The sequence below is a fragment of the Burkholderia seminalis genome (genome assembly GCF_001718535.1).
Taxonomy (GTDB): domain Bacteria; phylum Pseudomonadota; class Gammaproteobacteria; order Burkholderiales; family Burkholderiaceae; genus Burkholderia; species Burkholderia seminalis.
Genome location: NZ_CP013398.1, coordinates 3,331,204 through 3,352,799, shown reverse-complemented (window position 1 = coordinate 3,352,799; position 21,596 = coordinate 3,331,204). Strand labels below are relative to the sequence as shown.

21 protein-coding genes are annotated in these 21,596 nt (G+C 69.1%); 18 read left to right on the top strand and 3 right to left on the bottom strand.

The genetic code is table 11. The features are described 5' to 3' along the window. Positions 1-9: 9 nt before the first annotated feature. The 12 genes from flgC to WJ12_RS15105 all read left to right on the top strand — a co-directional run bounded on the left by flgC (position 10) and on the right by WJ12_RS15105 (position 13,005). Positions 10-435, top strand: coding sequence for a flagellar basal body rod protein FlgC (gene flgC / locus WJ12_RS15160; protein ID WP_034190310.1), 426 nt, complete (start codon positions 10-12; stop codon positions 433-435). A 46-nt stretch (positions 436-481) separates the two neighbouring features. Next, positions 482-1,231 carry a flagellar hook assembly protein FlgD gene (locus tag WJ12_RS15155; RefSeq protein WP_034190311.1) on the top strand — a complete coding sequence of 250 codons (750 nt, stop codon included), beginning with the start codon at positions 482-484 and terminating at the stop codon, positions 1,229-1,231. Between the two features lie 27 nt (positions 1,232-1,258). Beyond that, positions 1,259-2,503 (top strand): flagellar hook protein FlgE, encoded by a 1,245-nt coding sequence (gene flgE / locus WJ12_RS15150; protein WP_034190312.1) that lies wholly within the window; start codon positions 1,259-1,261, stop codon positions 2,501-2,503. 19 nt (positions 2,504-2,522) lie between these two features. Continuing rightward, a complete protein-coding gene (flgF, locus tag WJ12_RS15145; RefSeq protein WP_034190313.1) occupies positions 2,523-3,281 on the top strand; it encodes a flagellar basal-body rod protein FlgF in 759 nt (252 codons plus the stop codon). 34 nt (positions 3,282-3,315) lie between these two features. After that, positions 3,316-4,104, top strand: coding sequence for a flagellar basal-body rod protein FlgG (gene flgG, locus WJ12_RS15140; protein WP_006477564.1), 789 nt, complete (start codon positions 3,316-3,318; stop codon positions 4,102-4,104). A 21-nt stretch (positions 4,105-4,125) separates the two neighbouring features. Beyond that, the gene (flgH, locus tag WJ12_RS15135) at positions 4,126-4,815 is read left to right on the top strand and encodes a flagellar basal body L-ring protein FlgH (protein WP_059561548.1); all 690 of its coding nucleotides are present in this window, start codon (positions 4,126-4,128) and stop codon (positions 4,813-4,815) included. 5 nt (positions 4,816-4,820) lie between these two features. Beyond that, complete coding sequence (locus tag WJ12_RS15130; RefSeq protein WP_034190346.1) at positions 4,821-6,005, top strand: flagellar basal body P-ring protein FlgI; 1,185 nt, start codon at positions 4,821-4,823, stop codon at positions 6,003-6,005. Further along, on the top strand, positions 6,006-6,995 hold the full coding sequence (flgJ, locus tag WJ12_RS15125) for a flagellar assembly peptidoglycan hydrolase FlgJ (RefSeq protein WP_034190315.1): 990 nt from the start codon (positions 6,006-6,008) through the stop codon (positions 6,993-6,995). A 244-nt stretch (positions 6,996-7,239) separates the two neighbouring features. Further along, complete coding sequence (locus WJ12_RS15120) at positions 7,240-7,995, top strand: flagellar brake protein (RefSeq protein WP_034190316.1); 756 nt, start codon at positions 7,240-7,242, stop codon at positions 7,993-7,995. A 195-nt stretch (positions 7,996-8,190) separates the two neighbouring features. Then, the gene (flgK, locus tag WJ12_RS15115) at positions 8,191-10,173 is read left to right on the top strand and encodes a flagellar hook-associated protein FlgK (RefSeq protein ID WP_059561552.1); all 1,983 of its coding nucleotides are present in this window, start codon (positions 8,191-8,193) and stop codon (positions 10,171-10,173) included. Between the two features lie 22 nt (positions 10,174-10,195). Then, a complete protein-coding gene (gene flgL, locus WJ12_RS15110; RefSeq protein ID WP_034190318.1) occupies positions 10,196-11,437 on the top strand; it encodes a flagellar hook-associated protein FlgL in 1,242 nt (413 codons plus the stop codon). A gap of 260 nt (positions 11,438-11,697) precedes the next feature. Continuing rightward, on the top strand, positions 11,698-13,005 hold the full coding sequence (locus WJ12_RS15105; RefSeq protein WP_049031340.1) for a solute carrier family 23 protein: 1,308 nt from the start codon (positions 11,698-11,700) through the stop codon (positions 13,003-13,005). Between the two features lie 39 nt (positions 13,006-13,044). On the opposite strand, the gene WJ12_RS15100 is transcribed toward WJ12_RS15105, so the two are convergent. Further along, positions 13,045-13,929, bottom strand: a complete 885-nt coding sequence (locus tag WJ12_RS15100) for a transcriptional regulator GcvA (RefSeq protein ID WP_059561555.1) — start codon at positions 13,927-13,929, stop codon at positions 13,045-13,047. Between the two features lie 96 nt (positions 13,930-14,025). On the opposite strand from WJ12_RS15100, the gene WJ12_RS15095 reads away from it, so the two are divergent. Together WJ12_RS15095 and WJ12_RS15090 are read left to right on the top strand one after the other, a co-directional pair. Continuing rightward, on the top strand, positions 14,026-14,682 hold the full coding sequence (locus tag WJ12_RS15095; protein ID WP_049028234.1) for a chromate transporter: 657 nt from the start codon (positions 14,026-14,028) through the stop codon (positions 14,680-14,682). Continuing rightward, positions 14,679-15,206, top strand: a complete 528-nt coding sequence (locus WJ12_RS15090) for a chromate transporter (RefSeq protein WP_034190322.1) — start codon at positions 14,679-14,681, stop codon at positions 15,204-15,206. Before WJ12_RS15095 ends, WJ12_RS15090 begins: the two co-directional genes overlap by 4 nt. 19 nt (positions 15,207-15,225) lie before the next feature. On the opposite strand, the gene WJ12_RS15085 is transcribed toward WJ12_RS15090, so the two are convergent. After that, on the bottom strand, positions 15,226-15,564 hold the full coding sequence (locus WJ12_RS15085) for a hypothetical protein (protein ID WP_059561560.1): 339 nt from the start codon (positions 15,562-15,564) through the stop codon (positions 15,226-15,228). Between the two features lie 300 nt (positions 15,565-15,864). Between WJ12_RS15085 and WJ12_RS15080 the strand changes: the two genes are divergently transcribed. From WJ12_RS15080 to gor, 4 genes are all read left to right on the top strand, one after another. Continuing rightward, on the top strand, positions 15,865-16,563 hold the full coding sequence (locus tag WJ12_RS15080) for a YoaK family protein (protein ID WP_059561563.1): 699 nt from the start codon (positions 15,865-15,867) through the stop codon (positions 16,561-16,563). A 315-nt stretch (positions 16,564-16,878) separates the two neighbouring features. Continuing rightward, positions 16,879-18,000: a porin gene (locus WJ12_RS15075; RefSeq protein ID WP_059561566.1), complete on the top strand. Its 1,122-nt coding sequence runs from the start codon at positions 16,879-16,881 to the stop codon at positions 17,998-18,000. Between the two features lie 374 nt (positions 18,001-18,374). Beyond that, positions 18,375-18,599, top strand: coding sequence for a hypothetical protein (locus WJ12_RS15070; protein WP_027788932.1), 225 nt, complete (start codon positions 18,375-18,377; stop codon positions 18,597-18,599). Between the two features lie 241 nt (positions 18,600-18,840). Next, positions 18,841-20,196, top strand: a complete 1,356-nt coding sequence (gene gor / locus WJ12_RS15065; protein ID WP_059561568.1) for a glutathione-disulfide reductase — start codon at positions 18,841-18,843, stop codon at positions 20,194-20,196. A gap of 81 nt (positions 20,197-20,277) precedes the next feature. Here gor and WJ12_RS15060 read toward each other — a convergent pair whose 3' ends face one another. Next, a complete protein-coding gene (locus tag WJ12_RS15060) occupies positions 20,278-21,579 on the bottom strand; it encodes an NAD(P)/FAD-dependent oxidoreductase (protein WP_034190327.1) in 1,302 nt (433 codons plus the stop codon). Positions 21,580-21,596 lie beyond the last annotated feature (17 nt).

Sequence of the window (21,596 nt, the reverse complement as noted above, 5' to 3'; positions counted from 1 at the left end):
GGAGCCACCATGCCTTCGTTGATGAACATCTTCGGCGTCGCCGGTTCGGCGCTGTCCGCGCAATCGCAGCGCCTGAACGTCACCGCGTCGAACCTCGCGAACGCCGACAGCGCCACCGGCCCCGACGGCAAGCCGTACAAGGCCAAGCAGGTCGTGTTCGCGACCGACCCGATCGGCGGCGCGCGCACCGCGTCCGGCCAGGGCGTGGGCGGCGTGCGCGTGACGAAGGTGATGGACGACCCGTCGCCGATGAAGTCGACCTACGACCCGGCGAACCCGGCCGCCGACGCGAACGGTTACGTACAGATGCCGAACGTCGATCCGGTGCAGGAGATGGTGAACATGATCTCGGCGTCGCGCTCGTACCAGGCCAACGTCGAGACGCTGAACACCGCGAAGACGCTGATGCTCAAGACGCTGACGATCGGCTCGTAAGCCGTTCGCCCGCCGACCTCACAGACCCGACAGAAGGCCAACCAGGATGACTTCCTCCAGCACGACGATCGGCAGCAACGGCACGAACGTGTCGAACCTGCCGACCGACACGATGAACACCAACAACGTGTCGTCGACCAACGGCACGTCGGCGAGCGACCTGCAGGCGACGTTCCTGAAGCTGCTCGTCACGCAGCTGCAGAACCAGGATCCGACGAGCCCGGTCGACAGCTCGCAGATGACGTCGCAGCTCGCGCAGATCAACACGGTGAGCGGCATCGCGCAGCTGAACACGTCGCTGACGTCGCTGTCGACGCAGCTCACGGCCGGCCAGCAGACGCAGGCCGCGCTGCTGATCGGCACGAACGTGCTCGCGCCGGGCAATTCGGTCGCGGTGAAGAGCGGCGCGGCGTCGCCGTTCGGCGTGTCGCTCACGAGCGACGTGTCGAACCTGACGATCACCGTGAAGAACAGCGCGGGCGTCGTCGTCAACACGATCAACGCGGGCAAGCAGTCGGCCGGCACCGTGCCGTTCAACTGGACGCCGACCGACGCGGCCGGCAACGCGCTGCCGGACGGCGCGTACACGGTCAGCGCGCAGTACACGGGCACCGACGGCAAGAACTACGCGCCGACCGTGCTGGCGGCCGCCACGGTGCAGAGCGTGATCAAGCAGGCGGACGGCACCGCGGGGCTGGTGCTGTCGAACGGTACGACGGTCGGGCTCACCCAGGTCGCGTCGATCTTCCCGAACGTCAAGACGTCGTCCACGGCCGGCGACACCACCACCAACTGATCGAGCTTTCACGAAACGGAGATCGAAATGGGTTATCAACAGGGTCTGAGCGGCCTCGCCGGTGCCTCGAACGCACTCGACGTGATCGGCAACAACATCGCGAACGCGAACACGGTCGGCTTCAAGTCGAGCACCGCGCAGTTCGCCGACATGTACGCGAACTCGGTCGCGACGTCGGTCAACACGCAGATCGGCATCGGCACGTCGCTGAATGCCGTGCAGCAGCAGTTCGGCCAGGGCACGATCAATACGACGAACTCGTCGCTCGACGTCGCGATCAACGGCAACGGCTTCTTCCAGATGTCGAACAACGGCGTGACGACGTACTCGCGCGACGGCACGTTCCAGCGCGACAAGAACGGCTTCATCGTCGACTCGCAGGGCCGCAACCTGATGGGCTACGCGGCCAACGCGGGCGGCGTGATCAACACCGCGCAGACCGTGGCGCTGCAGGCGCCGACGACCAACATCGCACCGACCGCGACGACCAAGATCACCGGCCAGTTCAACCTGAACTCGCAGGACAAGACGCCGACCAAGACGCCGTTCGACCCGACCGACAACACGACGTACAACTACTCGACGTCGATCCAGGTGTACGACTCGCTCGGCGGTTCGCAGGCGGTCAACATGTACTTCGTGAAGTCGTCGGCCGGGACGTGGGAAGCGTACGCGGGCGTGCAGGGCGCCGCGACGGCGACCGACCTCGGCACGGTCACGTTCGATACGTCGGGCGCGATCAAGAGCACGACGACGGGCACGCCGCCGACGCCGACCACGTCGCTCGGCCAGTTCCAGTTCACCGTGCCGAACACCGACGGCTCGGCGACGCCGCAAAGCCTCACGCTCGACCTGACCGGCACCACGCAGTACGGCGGCAAGGACGGCGTGAACAACCTCGCGCAGAACGGCTATGCGAGCGGCACGCTGACGACCTACTCGATCGGCGCCGACGGCAAGCTGACCGGCAACTACTCGAACGGCCAGACCGCCGTGCTCGGCCAGATCGCGCTCGCGAACTTCAACAACCCGAACGGGCTGGTGAACCTCGGCGGCAACCAGTACGCGGAAACCTCCGCATCGGGCGTGCCGCAGATCTCCGCGCCGGGCAGCACGAACCACGGCACGCTGCAGGGCAGCGCGCTCGAAAACTCGAACGTCGACCTCACGTCGCAGCTCGTCAACCTGATCACCGCGCAGCGCAACTACCAGGCCAACGCGCAGACGATCAAGACGCAGCAGACCGTCGACCAGACGCTCATCAACCTGTAAGCGCGGATAACCGGCAGCCATGGACCGACTGATCTACACGGCGATGACGGGCGCGTCGCAGTCGCTCGACCAGCAGGCGATCGTCGCGAACAACCTCGCGAACGCGTCGACGACGGGCTTTCGCGCGCAGCTCGCGACGTATCGCGCGGTGCCGATGAATTTCGGCGACGGCAGCAACGTCGACCCGACGACGACGCGCACCTACGTGCTCGCATCGACGCCCGGCGCGGATTACGCACCGGGCCCGATCACGCGCACCGGCAACCCGCTCGACGTCGCCGTGCAGGGCGCCGGCTGGCTGTCGGTGCAGGTGGCCGACGGCAGCGAGGCGTACACGCGCGCCGGCAACCTGCACGTCGACGAGAACGGCCAGCTCGTCAACGCGAGCAACCTGCCGGTGATCGGCAACGGCGGCCCGATCTCGGTGCCGCCGAACGCGGAAGTGACGATCGGCAAGGACGGCACGGTGTCCGCGCTGATGCCGGGCGATCCGCCGACGGCCGTCGCGATCGTCGACCAGATGAAGCTCGTCAATCCCGATCCGGCCACGCTCACGCGCGGCAACGACGGGCTGTTCCGCACCGCCGACGGCAATCCGGCCGACGCCGACCCGAACGTGGTCGTCACGCCGAATTCGCTCGAAGGCAGCAACGTCAACCCGGTGACCGCGATGGTCGCGATGATCGACAACGCGCGCGCGTTCCAGCTTCAGTCGAAGCTGATCCAGACGGCCGACCAGAACGAGCAGTCGGCGAACCAGCTGCTCAACTTCAGCTGAGCGCCCGCGCCAGCCCACGCAGGAGAATCGACAAGTGAACCGTTCGCTCTACATCGCCGCCACCGGCATGAATGCGCAGCAGGCGCAGATGGACGTGATTTCGAACAACCTCGCGAACACCAGCACGAACGGCTTCAAGGCGTCGCGCGCGGTATTCGAGGATCTGCTGTACCAGACCATTCGCCAGCCCGGCGCGAATTCGACGCAGCAGACCGAGCTGCCGTCGGGCCTGCAACTCGGCACCGGCGTGCAGCAGGTCGCGACCGAGCGCCTGTACACGCAGGGCGGCCTCACGCAGACCGGCAACTCGAAGGACGTCGCGATCAACGGCGCGGGCTTCTTCCAGGTGCTGATGCCGGACGGCACCAACGCGTACACGCGCGACGGCTCGTTCCAGACCAACGCGCAGGGCCAGCTCGTCACGTCGAGCGGCTACCAGGTGCTGCCGGCGATCACCGTGCCGCAGAACGCGCAGTCGCTGACGATCGGCAAGGACGGTGTCGTGTCGGTCACGCAGCCGGGCTCGAGCAACGCGGTACAGATCGGCTCGCTGCAGATCGCGACCTTCATCAACCCGACCGGCCTCGAGGCGAAGGGCGAGAACCTGTTCGCGGAAACGACGTCGTCGGGCGCGCCGAACGTGTCGCAGCCGGGGCTGAACGGCGCGGGCGTGCTCAACCAGGGCTACGTCGAGGCGTCGAACGTGAACGTCGTGCAGGAACTCGTCAACATGATCCAGACGCAGCGTGCCTACGAGATCAACAGCAAGGCCGTGACGACGTCCGACCAGATGCTGCAGACCGTCACGCAGATGAAGAGCTAACCGGAAAGTCCCGCCGTCGCCATGAAGCAGGTCCGCCTCCTCCCGTCAGCCCCCGTCCGCGCAGCCTGCGCGGTCGCGGTGGCGGCGCTCGCCGGTTGCGCGCAGATTCCGCGCGATCCGATCATCCAGCAGCCGATGACGGCGCAGCCGCCGATGCCGATGTCGATGCAGGCGCCCGGCTCGATCTACAACCCGGGCTACGCGGGGCGGCCGCTCTTCGAGGATCAGCGGCCGCGCAACGTCGGCGACATCCTGACGATCATGATCGCGGAGAACATCAACGCGACCAAGTCGTCGGGCGCGAACACGAACCGGCAGGGCAACACCGACTTCAACGTGCCGACGGCCGGCTTCCTCGGCGGGCTGTTCGCGAAGGCGAACCTGTCGGCCACCGGCACCAACAAGTTCGCGGCGACCGGCGGCGCGAGCGCGGCGAACACGTTCAACGGCACGATCACGGTGACCGTCACCAACGTGCTGCCGAACGGCAACCTCGTGGTCAGCGGCGAGAAGCAGATGCTGATCAACCAGGGTAACGAATTCGTGCGCTTCTCGGGCGTCGTCAACCCGAACACGATCTCGGGCGCCAACTCCGTCTACTCGACGCAGGTCGCCGACGCGAAGATCGAATACTCGTCGAAGGGCTACATCAACGAAGCCGAGACGATGGGCTGGCTGCAGCGCTTCTTCCTCAACATCGCGCCGTGGTGATGACGATGCAGACGACCCCGATCCGCCGCCTGTCGGCCCGCGTGCAAGCCGCCGCGCGGCTCGCCGTCGCGTTCGCGGCCGTGGCCGCGGCCTGCGTGTTCGGCGCGGCGCCCGCGCAGGCGGAACGCCTGAAGGACCTCGCGCAGATCCAGGGCGTGCGCGACAACCCGCTGATCGGCTACGGCCTCGTCGTCGGCCTCGACGGCACGGGCGACCAGACGATGCAGACGCCGTTCACGACGCAGACGCTCGCGAACATGCTCGCGAACCTCGGCATCTCGATCAACAACGGTTCGGCGAACGGCGGCCCGTCGTCGCTGAACAACATGCAGCTGAAGAACGTCGCGGCCGTGATGGTGACGGCCACGCTGCCGCCGTTCGCGCGGCCGGGCGAGGCGCTCGACGTGACGGTATCGTCGCTCGGCAACGCGAAGAGCCTGCGCGGCGGCACGCTGCTGCTCACGCCGCTGAAGGGCGCGGACGGGCAGGTGTACGCGCTCGCGCAGGGCAACATGGCGGTCGGCGGCGCGGGCGCCAGCGCGAACGGCAGCCGCGTGCAGGTGAACCAGCTCGCGGCCGGCCGGATCGTCGGCGGCGCGATCGTCGAACGCGCGGTGCCGAACGCGATCGCGCAGATGAACGGCGTGCTGCAGCTGCAGCTGAACGACATGGACTACGGCACCGCGCAGCGGATCGTGTCCGCGGTCAACTCGAGCTTCGGCCCGGGCACCGCGACGGCGCTCGACGGCCGCACGATCCAGCTCGCGGCGCCGGCCGATTCGGCGCAGCAGGTCGCGTTCATGGCGCGGCTGCAGAACCTCGACGTGAGTCCGGACAAGGCCGCGGCGAAGGTGATCCTGAACGCGCGCACCGGTTCGATCGTGATGAACCAGATGGTCACGCTGCAGAGCTGCGCGGTCGCGCACGGCAACCTGTCGGTCGTCGTCAATACGCAGCCGGTCGTGTCGCAGCCGGGGCCGTTCTCGAACGGGCAGACCGTGGTGGCGCAGCAGTCGCAGATCCAGCTGAAGCAGGACAACGGCGCGCTGAAGATGGTGACGGCCGGCGCGAACCTCGCCGACGTCGTGAAGGCGCTGAACACGCTCGGCGCGACGCCCGCGGACCTGATGTCGATCCTGCAGGCGATGAAGGCGGCCGGCGCGTTGCGCGCCGACCTGGAGGTCATCTAAATGGCGGCGAACCTTCCGAACGCGAACGACCTCACGCAGCGCTTCGCGCTCGACGTGCAGGGTTTCGATGCGCTGCGCGCGCAGGCGAGGCAGTCGCCGCAGGCCGGCGCGAAGGCGGTCGCGGGCCAGTTCGACGCGATGTTCACGCAGATGATGCTCAAGAGCATGCGCGACGCGTCGCCGGACGGCGGCCTGTTCGATTCGCATACGTCGAAGATGTACACGTCGATGCTCGACCAGCAGCTCGCGCAGCAGATGTCGACGCGCGGGATGGGCGTCGCCGACGCGCTGATGAAGCAGCTGCTGCGTAACGCCGGCGCCGGTGCCGGCAGCGACACGGCGGCCGACGTGGGCGCCGGCGCGGGCGGCCTGGGGGCGGCCGGCTTCGGCACGGCCGGCAACGAAGGCAGCCTCGCCGCGATGAACGCGATGGCGAAGGCTTATGCGAACGCGGCGAACAACGGCGGGCTCGCCGGCGCGCGCGGCTATTCGGCCGGCAGCGCGCTGACGCCGCCGCTGAAGGGCGCGAGCGGCGTGCAGGACGCCGACGCGTTCGTCGACCGGCTCGCGGGCCCCGCGCAGGCGGCCAGCGCGACGACCGGCATCCCGGCGCGCTTCATCGTCGGCCAGGCCGCGCTCGAGTCGGGCTGGGGCAAGCGCGAGATCCGCGCGGCCGACGGCTCGACCAGCTACAACGTGTTCGGCATCAAGGCGAACAAGAGCTGGACGGGCCGCACGGTGTCGGCGCTGACGACCGAATACGTGAACGGCACGCCGCGCCGCGTGGTCGCGAAGTTCCGGGCGTACGACTCGTACGAGCACGCGATGACCGACTACGCGAACCTGCTGAAGAACAACCCGCGCTACTCGGGCGTGCTCAGCGCGAGCCGCAGCGTCGAAGGCTTCGCGCACGGGATGCAGAAGGCCGGTTACGCGACCGACCCGAACTACGCGAAAAAGCTGATCTCGATCATGCAGCAGATCGGCTGACGGCCCGCGCCCGGTTGCGCCGGAAACGGGCGCCCGCCGCCCTCCGCTCGCCCCTTTCGGACCGCGCCCGGCAACTCGCCGCGCGCGGTTTCAACGTTTGCGCGAAAAAATTCGCCAATTCGATCTAAACTTTCGGTCAGCACTGCCGCTAAGTGTGAGAGACCTGTGACCGGGCTCGTGATCTGGCCCGGTTTTACTGCGCACCGGTTGTCCGGGCGCTCATGACAAGAAAGACCGGCTAGCCATGAATATCGAAACGTCGACGGACCCCAGCCTGGATGCAGGCCACTCCGGGCCCGACTATGCCCGCCGCAATCCGCTGGAAATCGGCGTGCAGCTGCGCAACCTCGTGAACCGCGGCGATTTCCTGACCGTCCAGTACCCGGGCGGCCAGCTCGTCACGCGCCTGCTCGAGGTCGACGTCGGTGCGCGGACGTTCACGTTCGACTGGGGTGCGCTGTCCGAGCAGAACGCCGGCATCCTCGGCGCGTCGCATTGCACGTTCGCGGCCTCGCCGGAAGGCGTGCGCGTCGAATTCACCACGGGCACGCCGCGCGAGACGCGCTTCGAGGGGCTGCCCGCGTTCGTCGCCGATTTCCCCGACGTGCTGGTCTGCATCCAGCGCCGCGAATATTTCCGCGTCGACGCGCCGATCGTCGATCCGTTCCTGTGCCGCGGCAAGCTGCCGGACGGCGAGAGCTTCCTGTTCGAGGTGCATAACCTGTCGCTCGGCGGCGTGGGGCTGCGCACGGCCGACGAACGCGTCGAGGCGCTCGAGGTCGGCACGCTGCTGCCGGACGTCGAGCTCGAGCTGACCGGCCACGGCAAGCTGTCGCTCGACCTGCAGCTGGTGTCGCAGCGCTCGACGCAGATGCCGAACGGGTCGCGGCGCTACCAGCTCGGCTTTCGCTACATGTCGCTGCCGGGCAGCGCGGAAAACACGCTGCAACGGCTGATCACGCAGCTCGAAATGAAGCGCCGCTCGCTCGCGCGGGCCTGACGCGCCCGCGGCCGCCGGCCTTGCCCGGCGCGCCCCGCGACCCGCCGCCGGCCCTGCCCGCCGGACGCTTCGACCGGCGACGCGCACGCGCGCGTCGCGCGTGCATTTTTTCCTCAATTTTTTCGATCGGCGGCCGTTATACCGGGAGTCACGCAACCCGGCGGCCGCAGCGCGGCCGGCTCATCAGGATCGCGCATGTCCAACACACTCATGAACCTCGGCGTCAGCGGCCTGAATGCCGCGCTCTGGGGCCTCACGACGACCGGCAACAACATCAGCAACGCCGCGACGCCCGGCTATTCGGTCGAGCGGCCGGTCTATGCCGAAACGAGCGGCCAGTACACGGGCAGCGGCTACATGCCGCAAGGCGTGAGCACCGTCACCGTGCAGCGCCAGTACAGCCAGTACCTGAGCGACCAGCTGAACACCGCGCAGACGCAGGGCGGCGCGCTGTCGACGTGGTACACGCTCGTCGCGCAGCTGAACAACTACATCGGCAGCCCGACGGCGGGGATCTCGACCGGGATCACGAGCTACTTCACCGGGCTGCAGAACGTCGCGAACAACGCGTCCGACCCGTCGGTGCGCCAGACCGCGATCAGCAACGCGCAGACGCTGGCCAACCAGATCAACGCGGCCGGCCAGCAGTACGACGCGCTGCGCCAGAGCGTGAACACGCAGCTCACCAGCACCGTGTCGCAGATCAACACGTACACCGCGCAGATCGCGCAGCTGAACCAGCAGATCGCGGCGGCGAGCAGCCAGGGGCAGCCGCCGAACCAGTTGATGGACCAGCGCGACCTCGCGGTGTCGAACCTGTCGGGCCTCGCCGGCATCCAGGTCGTGCGCAACGACAGCGGCTACAGCGTGTTCCTGTCGGGCGGCCAGCCGCTCGTCGTCGCCGACAAGAGCTACCAGCTCGCGGCCGTCACGTCGTCGTCCGATCCGAGCGAGCTGACCGTCGTGTCGCAGGGGATCGCCGGCGCGAACCCGCAGGGGCCGAACCAGGCGTTGCCCGATTCGTCGCTGTCGGGCGGCACGCTCGGCGGCCTGCTCGCGTTCCGCAGCCAGACGCTCGATCCCGCGCAGGCCCAGCTCGGCGCGATCGCGACCAGCTTCGCCGCGCAGGTCAACGCGCAGAACGCGCTCGGCATCGACCTGTCGGGCAACCCGGGCGGCAACCTGTTCACGATGCCGTCGCCGACCGTGTACTCGAACCAGGGCAATACCGGCAACGCGTCGTTGTCCGTATCGTTCGCGAACGCGTCGCAGCCGACGACGAGCGACTACACGCTCTCGTTCGACGGCACGAACTACACGCTGACCGACCGCGCGAGCGGCGCGGTGGTCGACCAGAAGGCGGGGCCGATGCCGGTCTCGCTCGGCGGGCTGAATTTCTCGACCCCGTCCGGCACGATGAACGCCGGCGACAAGTTCACCGTGCTGCCGACGCGCGGCGCGTTGAACGGCTTCGGCCTCGCGACGACGAGCGCGTCGGCGATCGCGGCCGCGTCGCCGGCCGTCACGTCGGCGGCGAGCACCAACACCGGCACCGGCAAGATCACGCTCGGCGGCGTGACCGCGGGCTACCAGGTGCCGACGACCAAGCTGACCTACGACGCGACGGCGAAGACGCTGACGGGCTTCCCGGTCGGCACCACGGTGACGATCGGCACCACGCCGCCGACGTCGGTCACGATCAACAACCCGACGGACACCGTGCCGTACGACCCGGCGGCCGGCGCGACGCTGACGATGTCGGGGACGGCCGCGGGCGCGCTCAACGGCGTGAGCGTCACGCTGTCCGGCGCACCGGCGACCGGCGACTCGTTCACGATCGGGCCGTACGCGGGCGGCACCAGCGACGGCTCCAACGCGCTCGCGCTGTCGAAGCTGGTCAACGCGAAGGCGCTCGGCAACGGCACGACGACGCTCACGGGCGCGTATGCGAGCTACGTGAACGGCATCGGCAACACGACGACCCAGCTGAAATCGTCGAGCGCCGCGCAGACCGGGCTGATCGGCCAGATCACCGAGGCGCAGCAGTCGGTGTCGGGCGTGAATCAGAACGAGGAAGCGGCCAACCTGATGCAGTACCAGCAGCTCTACCAGGCGAACGCGAAGGTGATCCAGACGGCGGCGACGCTGTTCCAGACCGTGCTCGGCCTGTTCAACTGACCGGATTCGAGGAATAGAAGCGATGCGGATTTCCAGCGCCCAGTTCTTCCAGCTGAACGTTTCCCAAATGAACGATCAGCAGGCCCAGCTCGCGCAGCTGTATCAGCAGATCTCGAGCGGCGTGAGCCTGCAGACGGCGGCCGACAACCCGGCCGGCGCGGCGCAGGCCGTGCAGCTGTCGATGACGTCGGCGACGCTGTCGCAGTACGCGACCAACCAGAACACCGCGCTCGCGTCGCTGCAGGCCGAGGACCAGACGCTGCAGAGCGTGAGCAGCGTGCTGACGAGCGCGCAGACGCTGCTCGTGCGCGCCGGCGACGGTTCGTTGTCCGACAGCGACCGCTCGGCGCTCGCGACGCAGCTGCAGGGTTACCGCGACCAGTTGATGACGCTCGCGAACACCAACGACGGCGCGGGCAACTACCTGTTCGCCGGCACGAAGAATTCGGCGGCGCCGTTTTCGACGACGCCGAGCGGCAGCGTCACCTATGTCGGCGACACGGGGACGCGCCAGGTGCAGATCGCCGATTCGAGCACCGTGGCGCAGGGCGACACGGGCGCGGCCGTCTTCATGTCGGTGCCGGCGATCGGCAGCTCGCCGGTGCCGTCGGCCGGCGCGGGCAACACGGGCACCGGCACGATCGGCGCGGTCACGGTGACGAACCCGTCGATCGCGACGAACGGCCATCAGTTCTCGATCACGTTCGGCGGCACGGCCGCCGCGCCGACCTACACGGTGACCGACAATTCGGCCAGCCCGCCGACCACCACGCCGGCGCAGGCCTATTCGGCGGGCTCGGCGATCTCGCTCGGCGGCGGGATGACGGTGGCCGTATCGGGCACGCCGGCCGCCGGCGACACGTTCGCGGTCTCGCCCGCGCCGCAGGCGAGCGGCGGCTCCGACGTGTTCTCGACGCTCGACGCGATGATCTCGGCGCTGAAGACGCCCGTGACGGCGAATGCGGTGGCGGGCGCGGCGCTGAAGAACGCGCTGATGACCGGCTCGACCAAGCTCGGCAACACGATGCGCAACGTCACGACGATCCAGGCATCGGTCGGCGGCCGCGAGCAGGAAGTCAAGGCGATGCAGGCCGTCAACCAGACGGCGTCGCTGCAGACGACCAGCAACCTGTCGGACCTGACCAGCACCAACATGGTCACGACGATCAGCCAGTACCTGCAGGTGCAGAACGCGCTGACCGGCGCGCAGAAGGCCTACGTGCAACTGCAGAACATGTCGCTGTTCCAGTACATCAACCCCTGATGCACCGCGCGCCGGCGGCGATGTGAGCGCACGCTTACGTCCGCGCCGGCGCCCTCCGCCGCCCGCGTGCCCCGCGCGGGCGGCCGCTTCGCCGGGCCGCGCGGCCGCGCACCGGTCCGCGCGGGCGGGACACCCCGTCCCACGCCCGTCAGCCGCGCGTGCCGGCGCGCTTGCCAGCCCCATCTCCGCTCCGTAAACTCGCGCCAGATTCCAGACCGGCGCATCCCAGGCAGCCGGCGACCGACAGGAGCCCTTTCCCCATGTCCGATTCCTACTTCCCGCGCTGGCGGGTCCAATCGACCGGCGCGGCATCGCGCGTGGTCGGCCCCGACGAACGCCTGGCGTGGCCGCAGATGATCGCGATGGGCGTGCAGCACGTGGTCGCGATGTTCGGCTCGACCGTGCTCGCGCCGCTGCTGATGGGCTTCGACCCGAATCTGTGCATCTTCATGTCGGGCATCGGCACGCTGCTGTTCTTCGTGCTGGTCGGCGGCCGCGTGCCGAGCTACCTCGGCTCGAGCTTCGCGTTCATCGGCCTCGTGATCGCGGTGACGGGCTACGGCGGCAGCGGCCCGAACCCGAACATTCCGGTCGCGCTCGGCGGGATCGTCGCGTGCGGCGTCGTCTACGTCGCGCTTGGCGCGCTGGTGCAGGCGATCGGCACGCGCTGGATCGAGACGCTGATGCCGCCGGTCGTGACCGGCGCGGTGGTCGCGGTGATCGGGCTGAACCTCGCGCCGATCGCGGTCAAGGGCGTCTCGGCGTCGACCTTCGATTCGGTGATGGCGCTCGTCACGGTGCTGTGCGTCGGCGGCGTCGCGGTGTTCGCGCGCGGGATGATGCAGCGCCTGCTGATCCTCGTCGGGCTCGCGATTGCCTACGCGATCCATGCGATCGCGACCAACGGGATGGGCCTCGGCAAGCCGATCGACTTCTCGATCGTCGGGCAGGCCGCGTGGTTCGGCGTGCCGGCCTTCCGCGCCCCGGTGTTCGACCCGCACGCGATGCTGATGCTCGCGCCGATCGCGGTGATCCTCGTCGCCGAGAACCTCGGCCACATCAAGGCCGTCAGCGCGATGACGGGGCACAACCTCGACCGCTACGTCGGCCGCGCGTTCATCGGCGACGGCCTCGCGACGATCGTGTCGGGCAGCGTCGGCGGCACGGGCGTCACGACGTACGCGGAGAACATCGGCGTGATGGCCGTCACGCGGATCTACTCGACGCTGGTGTTCGCGCTCGCCGCCCTGATCGCGATCGGGCTCGGCTTCTCGCCGAAATTCGGCGCGGTGATCCAGACGATCCCGGGCCCCGTGCTCGGCGGCGTGTCGATCGTCGTGTTCGGGCTGATCGCGGTGACGGGCGCGCGGATCTGGGTCGTCAACAAGGTCGACTTTTCCGACAACCGCAACCTGATCGTCGCGGCCGTCACGCTCGTGCTCGGCGCCGGCGACTTCTCGCTGAAGTTCGGCGGCTTCGGCCTCGGCGGGATCGGCACCGCGACGTTCGGCGCGATCATCCTGTATGCGATCCTGCGCAAGGAAAAGGAACCGGGCCCGGTGGTCTGACCGGGGACGGGCGGCGCGCTGCCGCCCGCCGGCGCGCCTTCACGCGCCGGTATTCGACTGCGCCTGCAGCCACGCGCAGAACTGCGCGACGAGCGGATCGTCGGCCGGCGCGTGCGGCGTGATCCACCAGTAGCTGCGCGTCGCGATGCGCGGCCCGGCCAGCGGCATCACGAGCCGTCCGCTCGCGAGCTCGTCGTCGATCAGCGGCAGCGGGCCGAGCGCGACGCCGAGCCCGTCGACGGCGGCCTGCAGCGCCAGGTAGAAGTGGTCGAACGACTGCCGCTTGCGCCCCTTCATCGTCACGCCGGCCGCCGCGAACCAGTCGCGCCAGCCTTCCGGCCGCGTATCCGAATGCAGCAGCACGTGCCGCGCGAGATCGTCCGCGCGGGTAATCGGCGCGCGCCTGAGCAGCGCCGGGCTGCAGACCGGGATCACGCTTTCGTCGAGGAAGTGGCCGCTCGTGCAGGTCGGCCAGTGGCCGGGGCCGCGGCGGATCGCGACGTCGAAGCCGTTCAGCGTGTCGAGCGGCGCATTCGACGTCGACAGCTTCAGCTCGACGTTCGGCACGTCGCGCTGGAACCGCGACAGGCGCGGCAGCAGCCATTTCATCGCGAAGGTCGGCAGCGCGTTGATGCGCAGCACGCGCGCCGCGCCGGTATGGCGCAACTGCTCGGTCGCGTGCGCGATGCTGTCGAACGCCGCCCGCACGGTGTCCAGGTAGCGGCGGCCTTCGTCGGTGAGCTTCACGCGCTTGCCGTAGCGGTGGAACACCGGCTTGCCGAGCCACGCCTCGAATCCGGCGATCTGCCGGCTGATGGCACCATGGGTCACATGCAGCTCGTCGCCGGCGGCGCTGAAGCTTTCATGTCGTGCCGCGGCTTCAAAGGCCCGAAGCGCGGAAAAGGGCGGGAGATCGCGTGCCATGCTTGTGATTCTAGATCACAAGGGCGCACCGATAAAATCGTTTTGCCATCCTCCCGAACGGCGGTAACCTCGGTTCACCGTTTAGTGAGGAGCACCATGCAATCCGTTTCCCCGCCGTCCGCCGCGACGCCCCGCCGCGTCGGCCTCGCCGAGCTGTTCACCGGTTTCCTGTCGCTCGGCCTGATGTCGTTCGGCGGCGCGTTGCCGTTCGCGCGGCGCACCATCGTCGACGAGCGCAAGTGGCTCTCCGCCGACGAATTCACCGATCTGCTCGGCCTGTGCCAGTTCCTGCCGGGCGGCAACGTGATCAACCTGTCGGTCGCGGTCGGCATGCGCTTTCGCGGCGTTGCCGGCGCGTTCGCCGGCATTCTCGGGCTGATCGCGGGCCCGACGCTCGTCGTCGTCGCGCTCGGCGTGCTGTACGCGAAGACGCAGAACGATCCGCACGTGCAGCACCTGTTCGCGGGGCTCGCGGCCGCGGCCGCCGGGCTGCTCGTCGCGATGGCCGTGAAGGTCGCGAAGCCGCTGCTGCGGGCGCCGCGCTCGGCGGCCGCGATCGCGGCGCTGGCGTTCGTCGCGATCGCGGTGGTGCGCCTGCCGCTGCTGACCACGATGCTCGTGCTGACGCCCGTCAGCGTGTGGCTCGCGTCGCGCCGCCGCGACGCGGGCACGCCACAGCCGGCGCCGGCCGCCGCGCGGGGCGCGCACGATTCGCAGGGCACGCCCGACTCGCAACCGGAGCGCCGGCCATGAACGACACGCTGATCGCCATCGCGACGATCTTCAGCCAGTTGTCGCTGCTCGCATTCGGCGGCGGCAACACGATCCTGCCGGAGATGCAGCGGCAGGTCGTCGACGTGCATCACTGGATGAGCGCGCACGAGTTCACCGCGCTGTTCGCGCTGGCCCAGGCGGCGCCCGGGCCGAACATGATGATCGTGTCGCTGGTCGGCTGGCACGTGGCCGGCTGGGCGGGGCTGCTGGTCGCGTCGCTCGCGAAGTTCGGGCCGTCGTCGATCGTCACCGTGCTCGCGCTGCATGCGTGGGAGCGCTTTCGCGACCGGCCGTGGCGCCGCTACGTGCAGCAGGGGATGATGCCCGTCACGGCCGGGCTCGTCGCGGCGAGCGCGCTGCTGATCTCCGAGGCGTCGAACCGCACGGCGATCCAGTGGGGCATCACGGCCGCGTGCGCGGTGCTGGCGTGGCGCACGCGCATCCATCCGCTGTGGCTGCTCGCCGGCGGCGCGCTGATCGGCCTCACGGGCATCGGGCAGTGAGCGGCCCGCGGCCGGCCGGCTAGCGCGACGCCGGCAGGTCGCCGTTCACGAGGCCGAGCAGCCGGCCGCGTGCGCTGCCGACGTCGTCCGTCACCGCCGGCCAGTCGACCACGAAACCCGCGTCGAGCGCGTCGCGCATGATCGCGCCGTAATCGGCCTTGCCGACCTTGCCGCCGCGCAACGCGTCGGCCACCTCGTGCTTCAGCTTCGGTGTGAACGACGGATAGGCGGCCACCCGCGCCGCGTACTGGCGCGCATCGATCTCGCCCGATTCGCGGTGGAACGCCCGGACGGCCACCAGCACGATCGCGGCGAACGGGATCACGGTATGGCGCAGGAAGAACTTCGCGAGTGTCATTCGAAGGCTCGGTGAAGCGGCGCGGGGCGGCGCTCGGGGGGGCAGTCGTGGCGCGATCGGAGCCGGTCGGCCCGGTATACTCGGCCGGTCTTCCGGCGACGCAACCCGCCCGGTCGCGAGGCTCCGGCGCGCGACGATGCGCGCCGGGAATCGGCCCCCCGACGGCCAGCATCATATTGGCGCGCGGCACGCGGGCGAGGCCCGGCCGCGCGGCGCCGGCGGCGTTCGCGCCGGCCGGCAGGACTGAATTTCGCACCGCCCGCCGCGCGTGGCCGGGCGGCGCGCACCACGGGAGGATCGATGGATCTCGACGGCGCCAGCCGCAATCTCACCGTCGCCGCATTGCTCACGCTGTCCGGCGGCTACCTCGACGCGTACACGTACGTCGGCCACGGCCACGTGTTCGCGAACACGATGACCGGCAACGTCGCGCTGCTCGGCATCAACCTGTCGGCCGGCGAATGGGCCGCCGCGCTGCATCACGTGCCGCCGCTCGTCGGCTTCGTGATCGCGGTGTTCGTCGCGCACCTGCTCGGCCTTGCCGCGCAGCGCGGCTGGATGCGGCACACGGCGTTCACGAGCCTGCTCGTCGAGATCGCGTTTCTCGGCATCGCCGCGAGCGGGCTCGTCGGCGCGTCGAGCGCGTGGCTGATTCCGGGCATCTCGTTCGTCGCGACGCTGCAGACGCTGTCGTTCACCCATCTCGAGGAACTGTCGTACACGTCGGTGATGACGACCGGCAACCTGCGGCGCGCCGCGCAGAAGCTGTTCGTCGGGCTGATCCCGCGCTACGACGCGGGCGCGCTGCACGACTCGGCGCTGCTCGCGACGATCAGCTTCTGCTTCCTGGCCGGCGCGGTGGCCGGCGGCCTCGTGACGCGGCTCATGCCGGACCTCGCGCTGTGGGGCGCGGTGCTGCTGCTCGTCGGCGCGTTCGCGGAAATCGTGCGGCGCGCGTGGCGCCGGCATACGGCCGACGGCGGGCCGGCGGCGGCGTGACCCCGTACACGGCGCACGCTTGCGTGCGCCGATCCGTTCCGGGGCGCCTGTCACGCGATCCTAACAAACCCGACGCACCGTAAACTCGCGGCCGGTTGCCGCCGCGCGACGCTCGCCGCCCGCCGGACAAGCATCACGCCCGTAACGTTGTGCGCGGGCGACAGTTCCGCGATTACCGCGCATTTCAATTTCTTTCAGCGATTGCACTCGTCATATGATTCAGGCCACATCGCGCGCGCCAAAAACGCGAGCGATCGCCACCCGGCTGCGCACGCGGCCGGCCATGAATGGAGACTCCAACAAACAGGAAAGCTCATGAAGCAGACCACCCGACTCGCAGCCATCGCAGGGGGCGCCGCGCTCGCATTTGCCAGCCAGTACGCGGCCGCGCAAAGCTCGGTCACGCTCTGGGGCGTCGCCGACGCCAGCATCCGTTACCTGACCAACGCCAACGCCAAGAACGACGGCCTGCTGTCGATGACCAACGGCGCGATCACGAACAGCCGCTTCGGCATCTACGGCACGGAAGACCTCGGCGGCGGCCTGAAGGCCGTGTTCAACCTCGAAAGCGGCGTGAACCTGCAGAACGGCGCATTCGCCGACAGCGGCCGCCTGTTCAACCGCGCAGCGTACGTCGGCCTGCAGAGCCCGTACGGCACGGTGACCCTCGGCCGCCAGAAGACGCCGCTGTTCGACCTGCTGTCGGACACCTACGATCCGCTCACGGTCGGCAACTACCTCGAAAACGCATGGCTGCCGGTGGCACTCGGCGGCGGCCTGTATGCGGACAACCAGATCAAGTACACCGGCAAGTTCGACGGCCTGACCGCGAAGGCGATGTACTCGACGGGCACCAACTACGAATCGACCGGCGCCGGCGGCTTCTCGGGCCAGATTCCGGGCTCGCTCGGCAAGGGCAATGCGTGGGGCGTGTCGCTGTCGTACGTGATGGGGCCGCTCAGCATCGCGGCCGGCGCGCAGCAGAACAGCGACAACTCGGCACGCAAGCAGACGATCTACCACGCGAACATCGTGTATGCGTTCAGCAAGGCGAAGATCTACGCGGGCTACCTGCGTTCGAAGGACGACACCGGCTTCGTCGACAGCCTGCTCGCGCAGCAGACGATTCCGGTCGCGAAGGGCACGGGCCGGATCGACGACGGTCCGTTCGCGGGCGTGAGCTGGCAGGTCAGCGCACCGCTGACGCTGACGGGCGCGTTCTACTACGACCACATGCGCAACGCGATGACCACGAACGGCACGCTCGCGAGCGGCAACCGCTATGCGATCGTCGGCATCGCCGAGTACGCGCTGAGCAAGCGCACCGAAGTCTACGGCACCGTCGACTTCAACAAGACGAACGGCGCGGCGAACGTCGAGCTGCCGGGGCGCAGCAACCAGACGGGCATCGCGATCGGCCTGCGCAATATCTTCTGACGAACGTCGGAACGCATGCGCCGGCATTCGCCCGGCGCGCATCGAAGAGGCGCCGCGAGGCGCCTCTTTTTTTTCGATCCGCGACCTTCATACGCGCGCACGACTATTCGGTAATCGCTCCATTGCCGAACTCCCGCGCCGTAAGCGATCCGTCGGCATTCCAGAACATACTTTTACAGTACGCGCGCAGGCTTTCCGCTACGCTGCGTGCATCGCCCGTTGCGTGCCGTCAGGCCCGCGCGTGCGTCGTTCCGGTGGCGCGCGTCGAGCGCGGCCGGCCAGGTGCGTAACTTGTGTATCCGGCGATGACAATCGCGGTCCGCCGGTTTTTTTCGTGGGACGGTGCGCTCACGATTTTCTTGAAGGGGACGACGATGGGTATCCTGAACACCGTGGGTGAAATCGCCGGCGCAATCGCAGCCGTGGAAGGCGCGGAGAAGCTCGATCCGGATGCGGGCCTGCTGACCAAGGCGGCCGCGGCCGTGGCCGGCTTCAAGGGCGCCGAAGCGATCGAAGGCATGCTCGAGAAGAAGGAAGAGCAGCCGCAGCAGGCAGACGACACGCAGGCGACGGACGGCAGCGACACGTCGCAGGCATGAGCATGGCGGCCGGTCCGGCCGCGGGCGCGCCCTTCGCGCGCCCGGGCGGACCGGTGCCGCGCGGCCGGCGGGTCGGGCATGCGGTCGATCGGTGACGCATGGCACACCCGGCAGCCGGTTTGATCGGCGAGAGGCCACGTCTCTCGCCGTTTTTTATTGGGCGCGCGCCCGGCGCCGCGCGCCGCACGCATCCCCGAATCTTGCTATCGTCCGTTCATCCGAACTGCGATGAGGCAATGCGATGGATTTCGACTACGACCTGTTCGTCATCGGCGCCGGCTCCGGCGGCGTGAGGCTCGCGCGGATGTCCGCGTCATACGGCGCACGCGTCGGCATAGCGGAAGAAGAGCAGATCGGCGGCACCTGCGTGCTGCGCGGCTGCATCCCGAAGAAGCTGCTCGTCTACGCATCGCACTATCCGCAGGAAGTCGAGGACGCGAAGGGCTTCGGCTGGACCTTCGGCGCCGGCACGCTCGACTGGCCCGCGCTGATCGCCGCGAAGGATCGCGAGATCAACCGGCTCAGCGGCATCTACATCAACCTGCTGACGCAGTCGGGGGTCGACATGCACGCGGGGCGCGCGACGCTCGTCGATGCGCATACCGTCGCGATCGGCGGCCGCACGCTCCGCGCGCGCCACATCGCGATCGCGACCGGCTCGCGTCCGTCGTTGCCGCCGCGTCCCGGCATCGAGCACGCGATCACGTCGCGCGAGGCGCTGTCGCTCCCGGCGCTGCCCGCGCGCATCGCGGTGGTCGGCGGCGGCTATATCGCGGTCGAGTTCGCGGGCATCTTCAACGGCTTCGGCAGCCAGGTCGACCTGTTCTATCGCGGCGAGAAGATCCTGCGCGGCTTCGATGACGACGTGCGCCAGTTCCTGACCGACGAGATGACGAAGCAGGGCGTCGCGATCCACGCGCGCGCGGTGGTCGAGTCGATCGAGCGCGCGGACGACGGCACGTTGAGCGTGCGCGTCGGCGATGCATGGCACGGGCCGTACGACCAGGTGCTCTATGCGACCGGCCGCGTGCCGAACGTCGACGGGCTCGGGCTCGAGCAGGCGGGCGTGATGCTCGACGCGCGCGGCGCGATCGCCGTCGATGCGTATTCGGCGACATCGGTGCCGTCGATCCACGCGATCGGCGACGTCACGTCGCGGCCGCAGCTCACGCCGGTCGCGACGCGCGACGGCGGGCTGCTCGCGCGCACGCTGTTCGGCGGGTCGCGCGTCGCGGCCGATCATGCCTGCGTGCCGTCGGCCGTCTTCAGTCAGCCCGAGGTCGCGACGGTCGGTCTGACCGAGGCCGATGCGCGTCACGCGCACGGCGAGGTCGACGTCTACCGCACGTCGTTCAAGGCGCTGCGCCATACGCTGTCGGGGCGCGACGAGCGCACGATGATGAAGCTCGTCGTCGCGCGCGACAGCCAGCGCGTGGTCGGCGCGCACATGGTCGGCCGCGACGCGGGCGAGATCATCCAGGGCATCGCGATCGCGATTCGCGCGGGCGCGACGAAGGCGCAGTTCGACGACACGATCGGCATTCACCCGACCGCGGCGGAGGAATTCGTGACGATGCGGCAGAAGGTGGCCGAGTAGCGGGCCCGGCGCGCATTTATACCGGCGCGTGGGCACCGGCGGCGTCCGCGCGCAGCCGTTCGTCGCGGGCGCGCATGCCGCTCAATGCACGCCGAACGCGTCGAGCAGCCGGTACCAGCTCATCGCGAGCACCAGCGCCGGCGTGCGCAGCGCTTCGCCGCCGGGGAAGTCGCGATGCCGGATCTTGTCGAACAGGTCGAAGCGGCTCGCCTGTCCGTCGATCGCTTCGGCGATCAGCTTGCCCGCGAGCGCGGTCGTGTTGACGCCGTGCCCCGAAAACCCCTGCGCGAAGTACATCGTCGGCGCGATGCGGCCGAAGTGCGGCGCGCGGTTCATCGTGATGTCGACGAAGCCGCCCCACGCGTAGTCGACCTTCACGTCCGCGAGCTGCGGGAACGTCTTCAGCATGTCCGCACGCATCGCCGCGGCCAGGTCGCGCGGTTCCCGCGTCGAATAGCTGACCTTGCCGCCCCACACGAGCCGCGTGTCGGGCGCCGGCCGGAAATAGTCGAGCACGAAGCGGCTGTCGCAGATCGCCGCGCGGGCGGGCATCAGCGCGGCGGCGCGCGCTTCGCCGAGCGGCTCGGTCGCGATCACGTAGGTGCCGACCGGCATGATCTTCCTCGCCAGCGCGGGCGCGAGCGTGCCGACGTAGGTGTTGCACGCGAGCACGACGAAGCGCGCGCGCACGTTGCCGCCGCGCGTCTCGACGACGTGGCCGCCCGCTACGTCGCGCACGCGCGTCACGCAACTGTCCTCGTGGATGCGCACGCCCGCGCCGGTCGCCGCCCGCGCGAGGCCGAGCGTGTAGTTGAGCGGATGCAGGTGGCCGCTGTCGGGGTCGTACAGCCCGCCGCAATAGCGGGCCGACTGCACGTAGTCGCCGAGTTCGTCGGCTTCGACGAAGTGGAAGCGGTCGTAGCCGAAGCGCTTCGCGGCGTCGTCGCGCCAGCGCTTGAGCGAATCGGCGTCGCGCTCGGTGTTCGCGGCGGTCAGGTAGCCGGGCACCAGCGCGCAGTCGATGTCGTGCTGCGCGATACGCGACTTCACGAGCGACAGCGTTTCGAGCCCCATGTCCCAGATGCGCTTCACGTCGCTTTCCGGCATGAACTGGCCGAACGTGTCGATGTCGCACGCAAAGCCGCCGATCAGCTGGCCGCCGTTGCGGCCGCTCGCCGCCCATCCGACCCGCGACGCTTCGAGCACGGCCACCGAATGGCCGCGCTCGGCGAGGTTGAGCGCGGCGGAGAGGCCCGTGAGGCCCGCGCCGATCACGCACACGTCGGCGTCGATCGTGCCGGCGAGCGGCGGGTGGCGGGTCGTATCGTTGGCGGTTGCCGCGTAGTACGACGCGACGTGCGGCTGGTTGGCGAAGGTCTGCATGATCGGGAGTACGGAGA

Bases quoted from the DNA above. Each gene is read 5' to 3' on its own strand.
- WJ12_RS15090 (WP_034190322.1), top strand. From the start codon at position 14,679: ATGAACGACACGCTGATCGCCATCGCGACGATCTTCAGCCAGTTGTCG.
- flgC (WP_034190310.1), top strand. From the start codon at position 10: ATGCCTTCGTTGATGAACATCTTCGGCGTCGCCGGTTCGGCGCTGTCC.
- WJ12_RS15105 (WP_049031340.1), top strand. From the start codon at position 11,698: ATGTCCGATTCCTACTTCCCGCGCTGGCGGGTCCAATCGACCGGCGCG.
- WJ12_RS15070 (WP_027788932.1), top strand. From the start codon at position 18,375: ATGGGTATCCTGAACACCGTGGGTGAAATCGCCGGCGCAATCGCAGCC.
- flgH (WP_059561548.1), top strand. From the start codon at position 4,126: ATGAAGCAGGTCCGCCTCCTCCCGTCAGCCCCCGTCCGCGCAGCCTGC.
- gor (WP_059561568.1), top strand. From the start codon at position 18,841: ATGGATTTCGACTACGACCTGTTCGTCATCGGCGCCGGCTCCGGCGGC.
- WJ12_RS15075 (WP_059561566.1), top strand. From the start codon at position 16,879: ATGAAGCAGACCACCCGACTCGCAGCCATCGCAGGGGGCGCCGCGCTC.
- WJ12_RS15100 (WP_059561555.1), bottom strand. From the start codon at position 13,929: ATGGCACGCGATCTCCCGCCCTTTTCCGCGCTTCGGGCCTTTGAAGCC.
- WJ12_RS15085 (WP_059561560.1), bottom strand. From the start codon at position 15,564: ATGACACTCGCGAAGTTCTTCCTGCGCCATACCGTGATCCCGTTCGCC.
- flgJ (WP_034190315.1), top strand. From the start codon at position 6,006: ATGGCGGCGAACCTTCCGAACGCGAACGACCTCACGCAGCGCTTCGCG.
- WJ12_RS15130 (WP_034190346.1), top strand. From the start codon at position 4,821: ATGCAGACGACCCCGATCCGCCGCCTGTCGGCCCGCGTGCAAGCCGCC.
- flgE (WP_034190312.1), top strand. From the start codon at position 1,259: ATGGGTTATCAACAGGGTCTGAGCGGCCTCGCCGGTGCCTCGAACGCA.
- WJ12_RS15060 (WP_034190327.1), bottom strand. From the start codon at position 21,579: ATGCAGACCTTCGCCAACCAGCCGCACGTCGCGTCGTACTACGCGGCA.
- flgL (WP_034190318.1), top strand. From the start codon at position 10,196: ATGCGGATTTCCAGCGCCCAGTTCTTCCAGCTGAACGTTTCCCAAATG.
- flgF (WP_034190313.1), top strand. From the start codon at position 2,523: ATGGACCGACTGATCTACACGGCGATGACGGGCGCGTCGCAGTCGCTC.
- WJ12_RS15120 (WP_034190316.1), top strand. From the start codon at position 7,240: ATGAATATCGAAACGTCGACGGACCCCAGCCTGGATGCAGGCCACTCC.
- WJ12_RS15080 (WP_059561563.1), top strand. From the start codon at position 15,865: ATGGATCTCGACGGCGCCAGCCGCAATCTCACCGTCGCCGCATTGCTC.
- WJ12_RS15095 (WP_049028234.1), top strand. From the start codon at position 14,026: ATGCAATCCGTTTCCCCGCCGTCCGCCGCGACGCCCCGCCGCGTCGGC.
- flgK (WP_059561552.1), top strand. From the start codon at position 8,191: ATGTCCAACACACTCATGAACCTCGGCGTCAGCGGCCTGAATGCCGCG.
- WJ12_RS15155 (WP_034190311.1), top strand. From the start codon at position 482: ATGACTTCCTCCAGCACGACGATCGGCAGCAACGGCACGAACGTGTCG.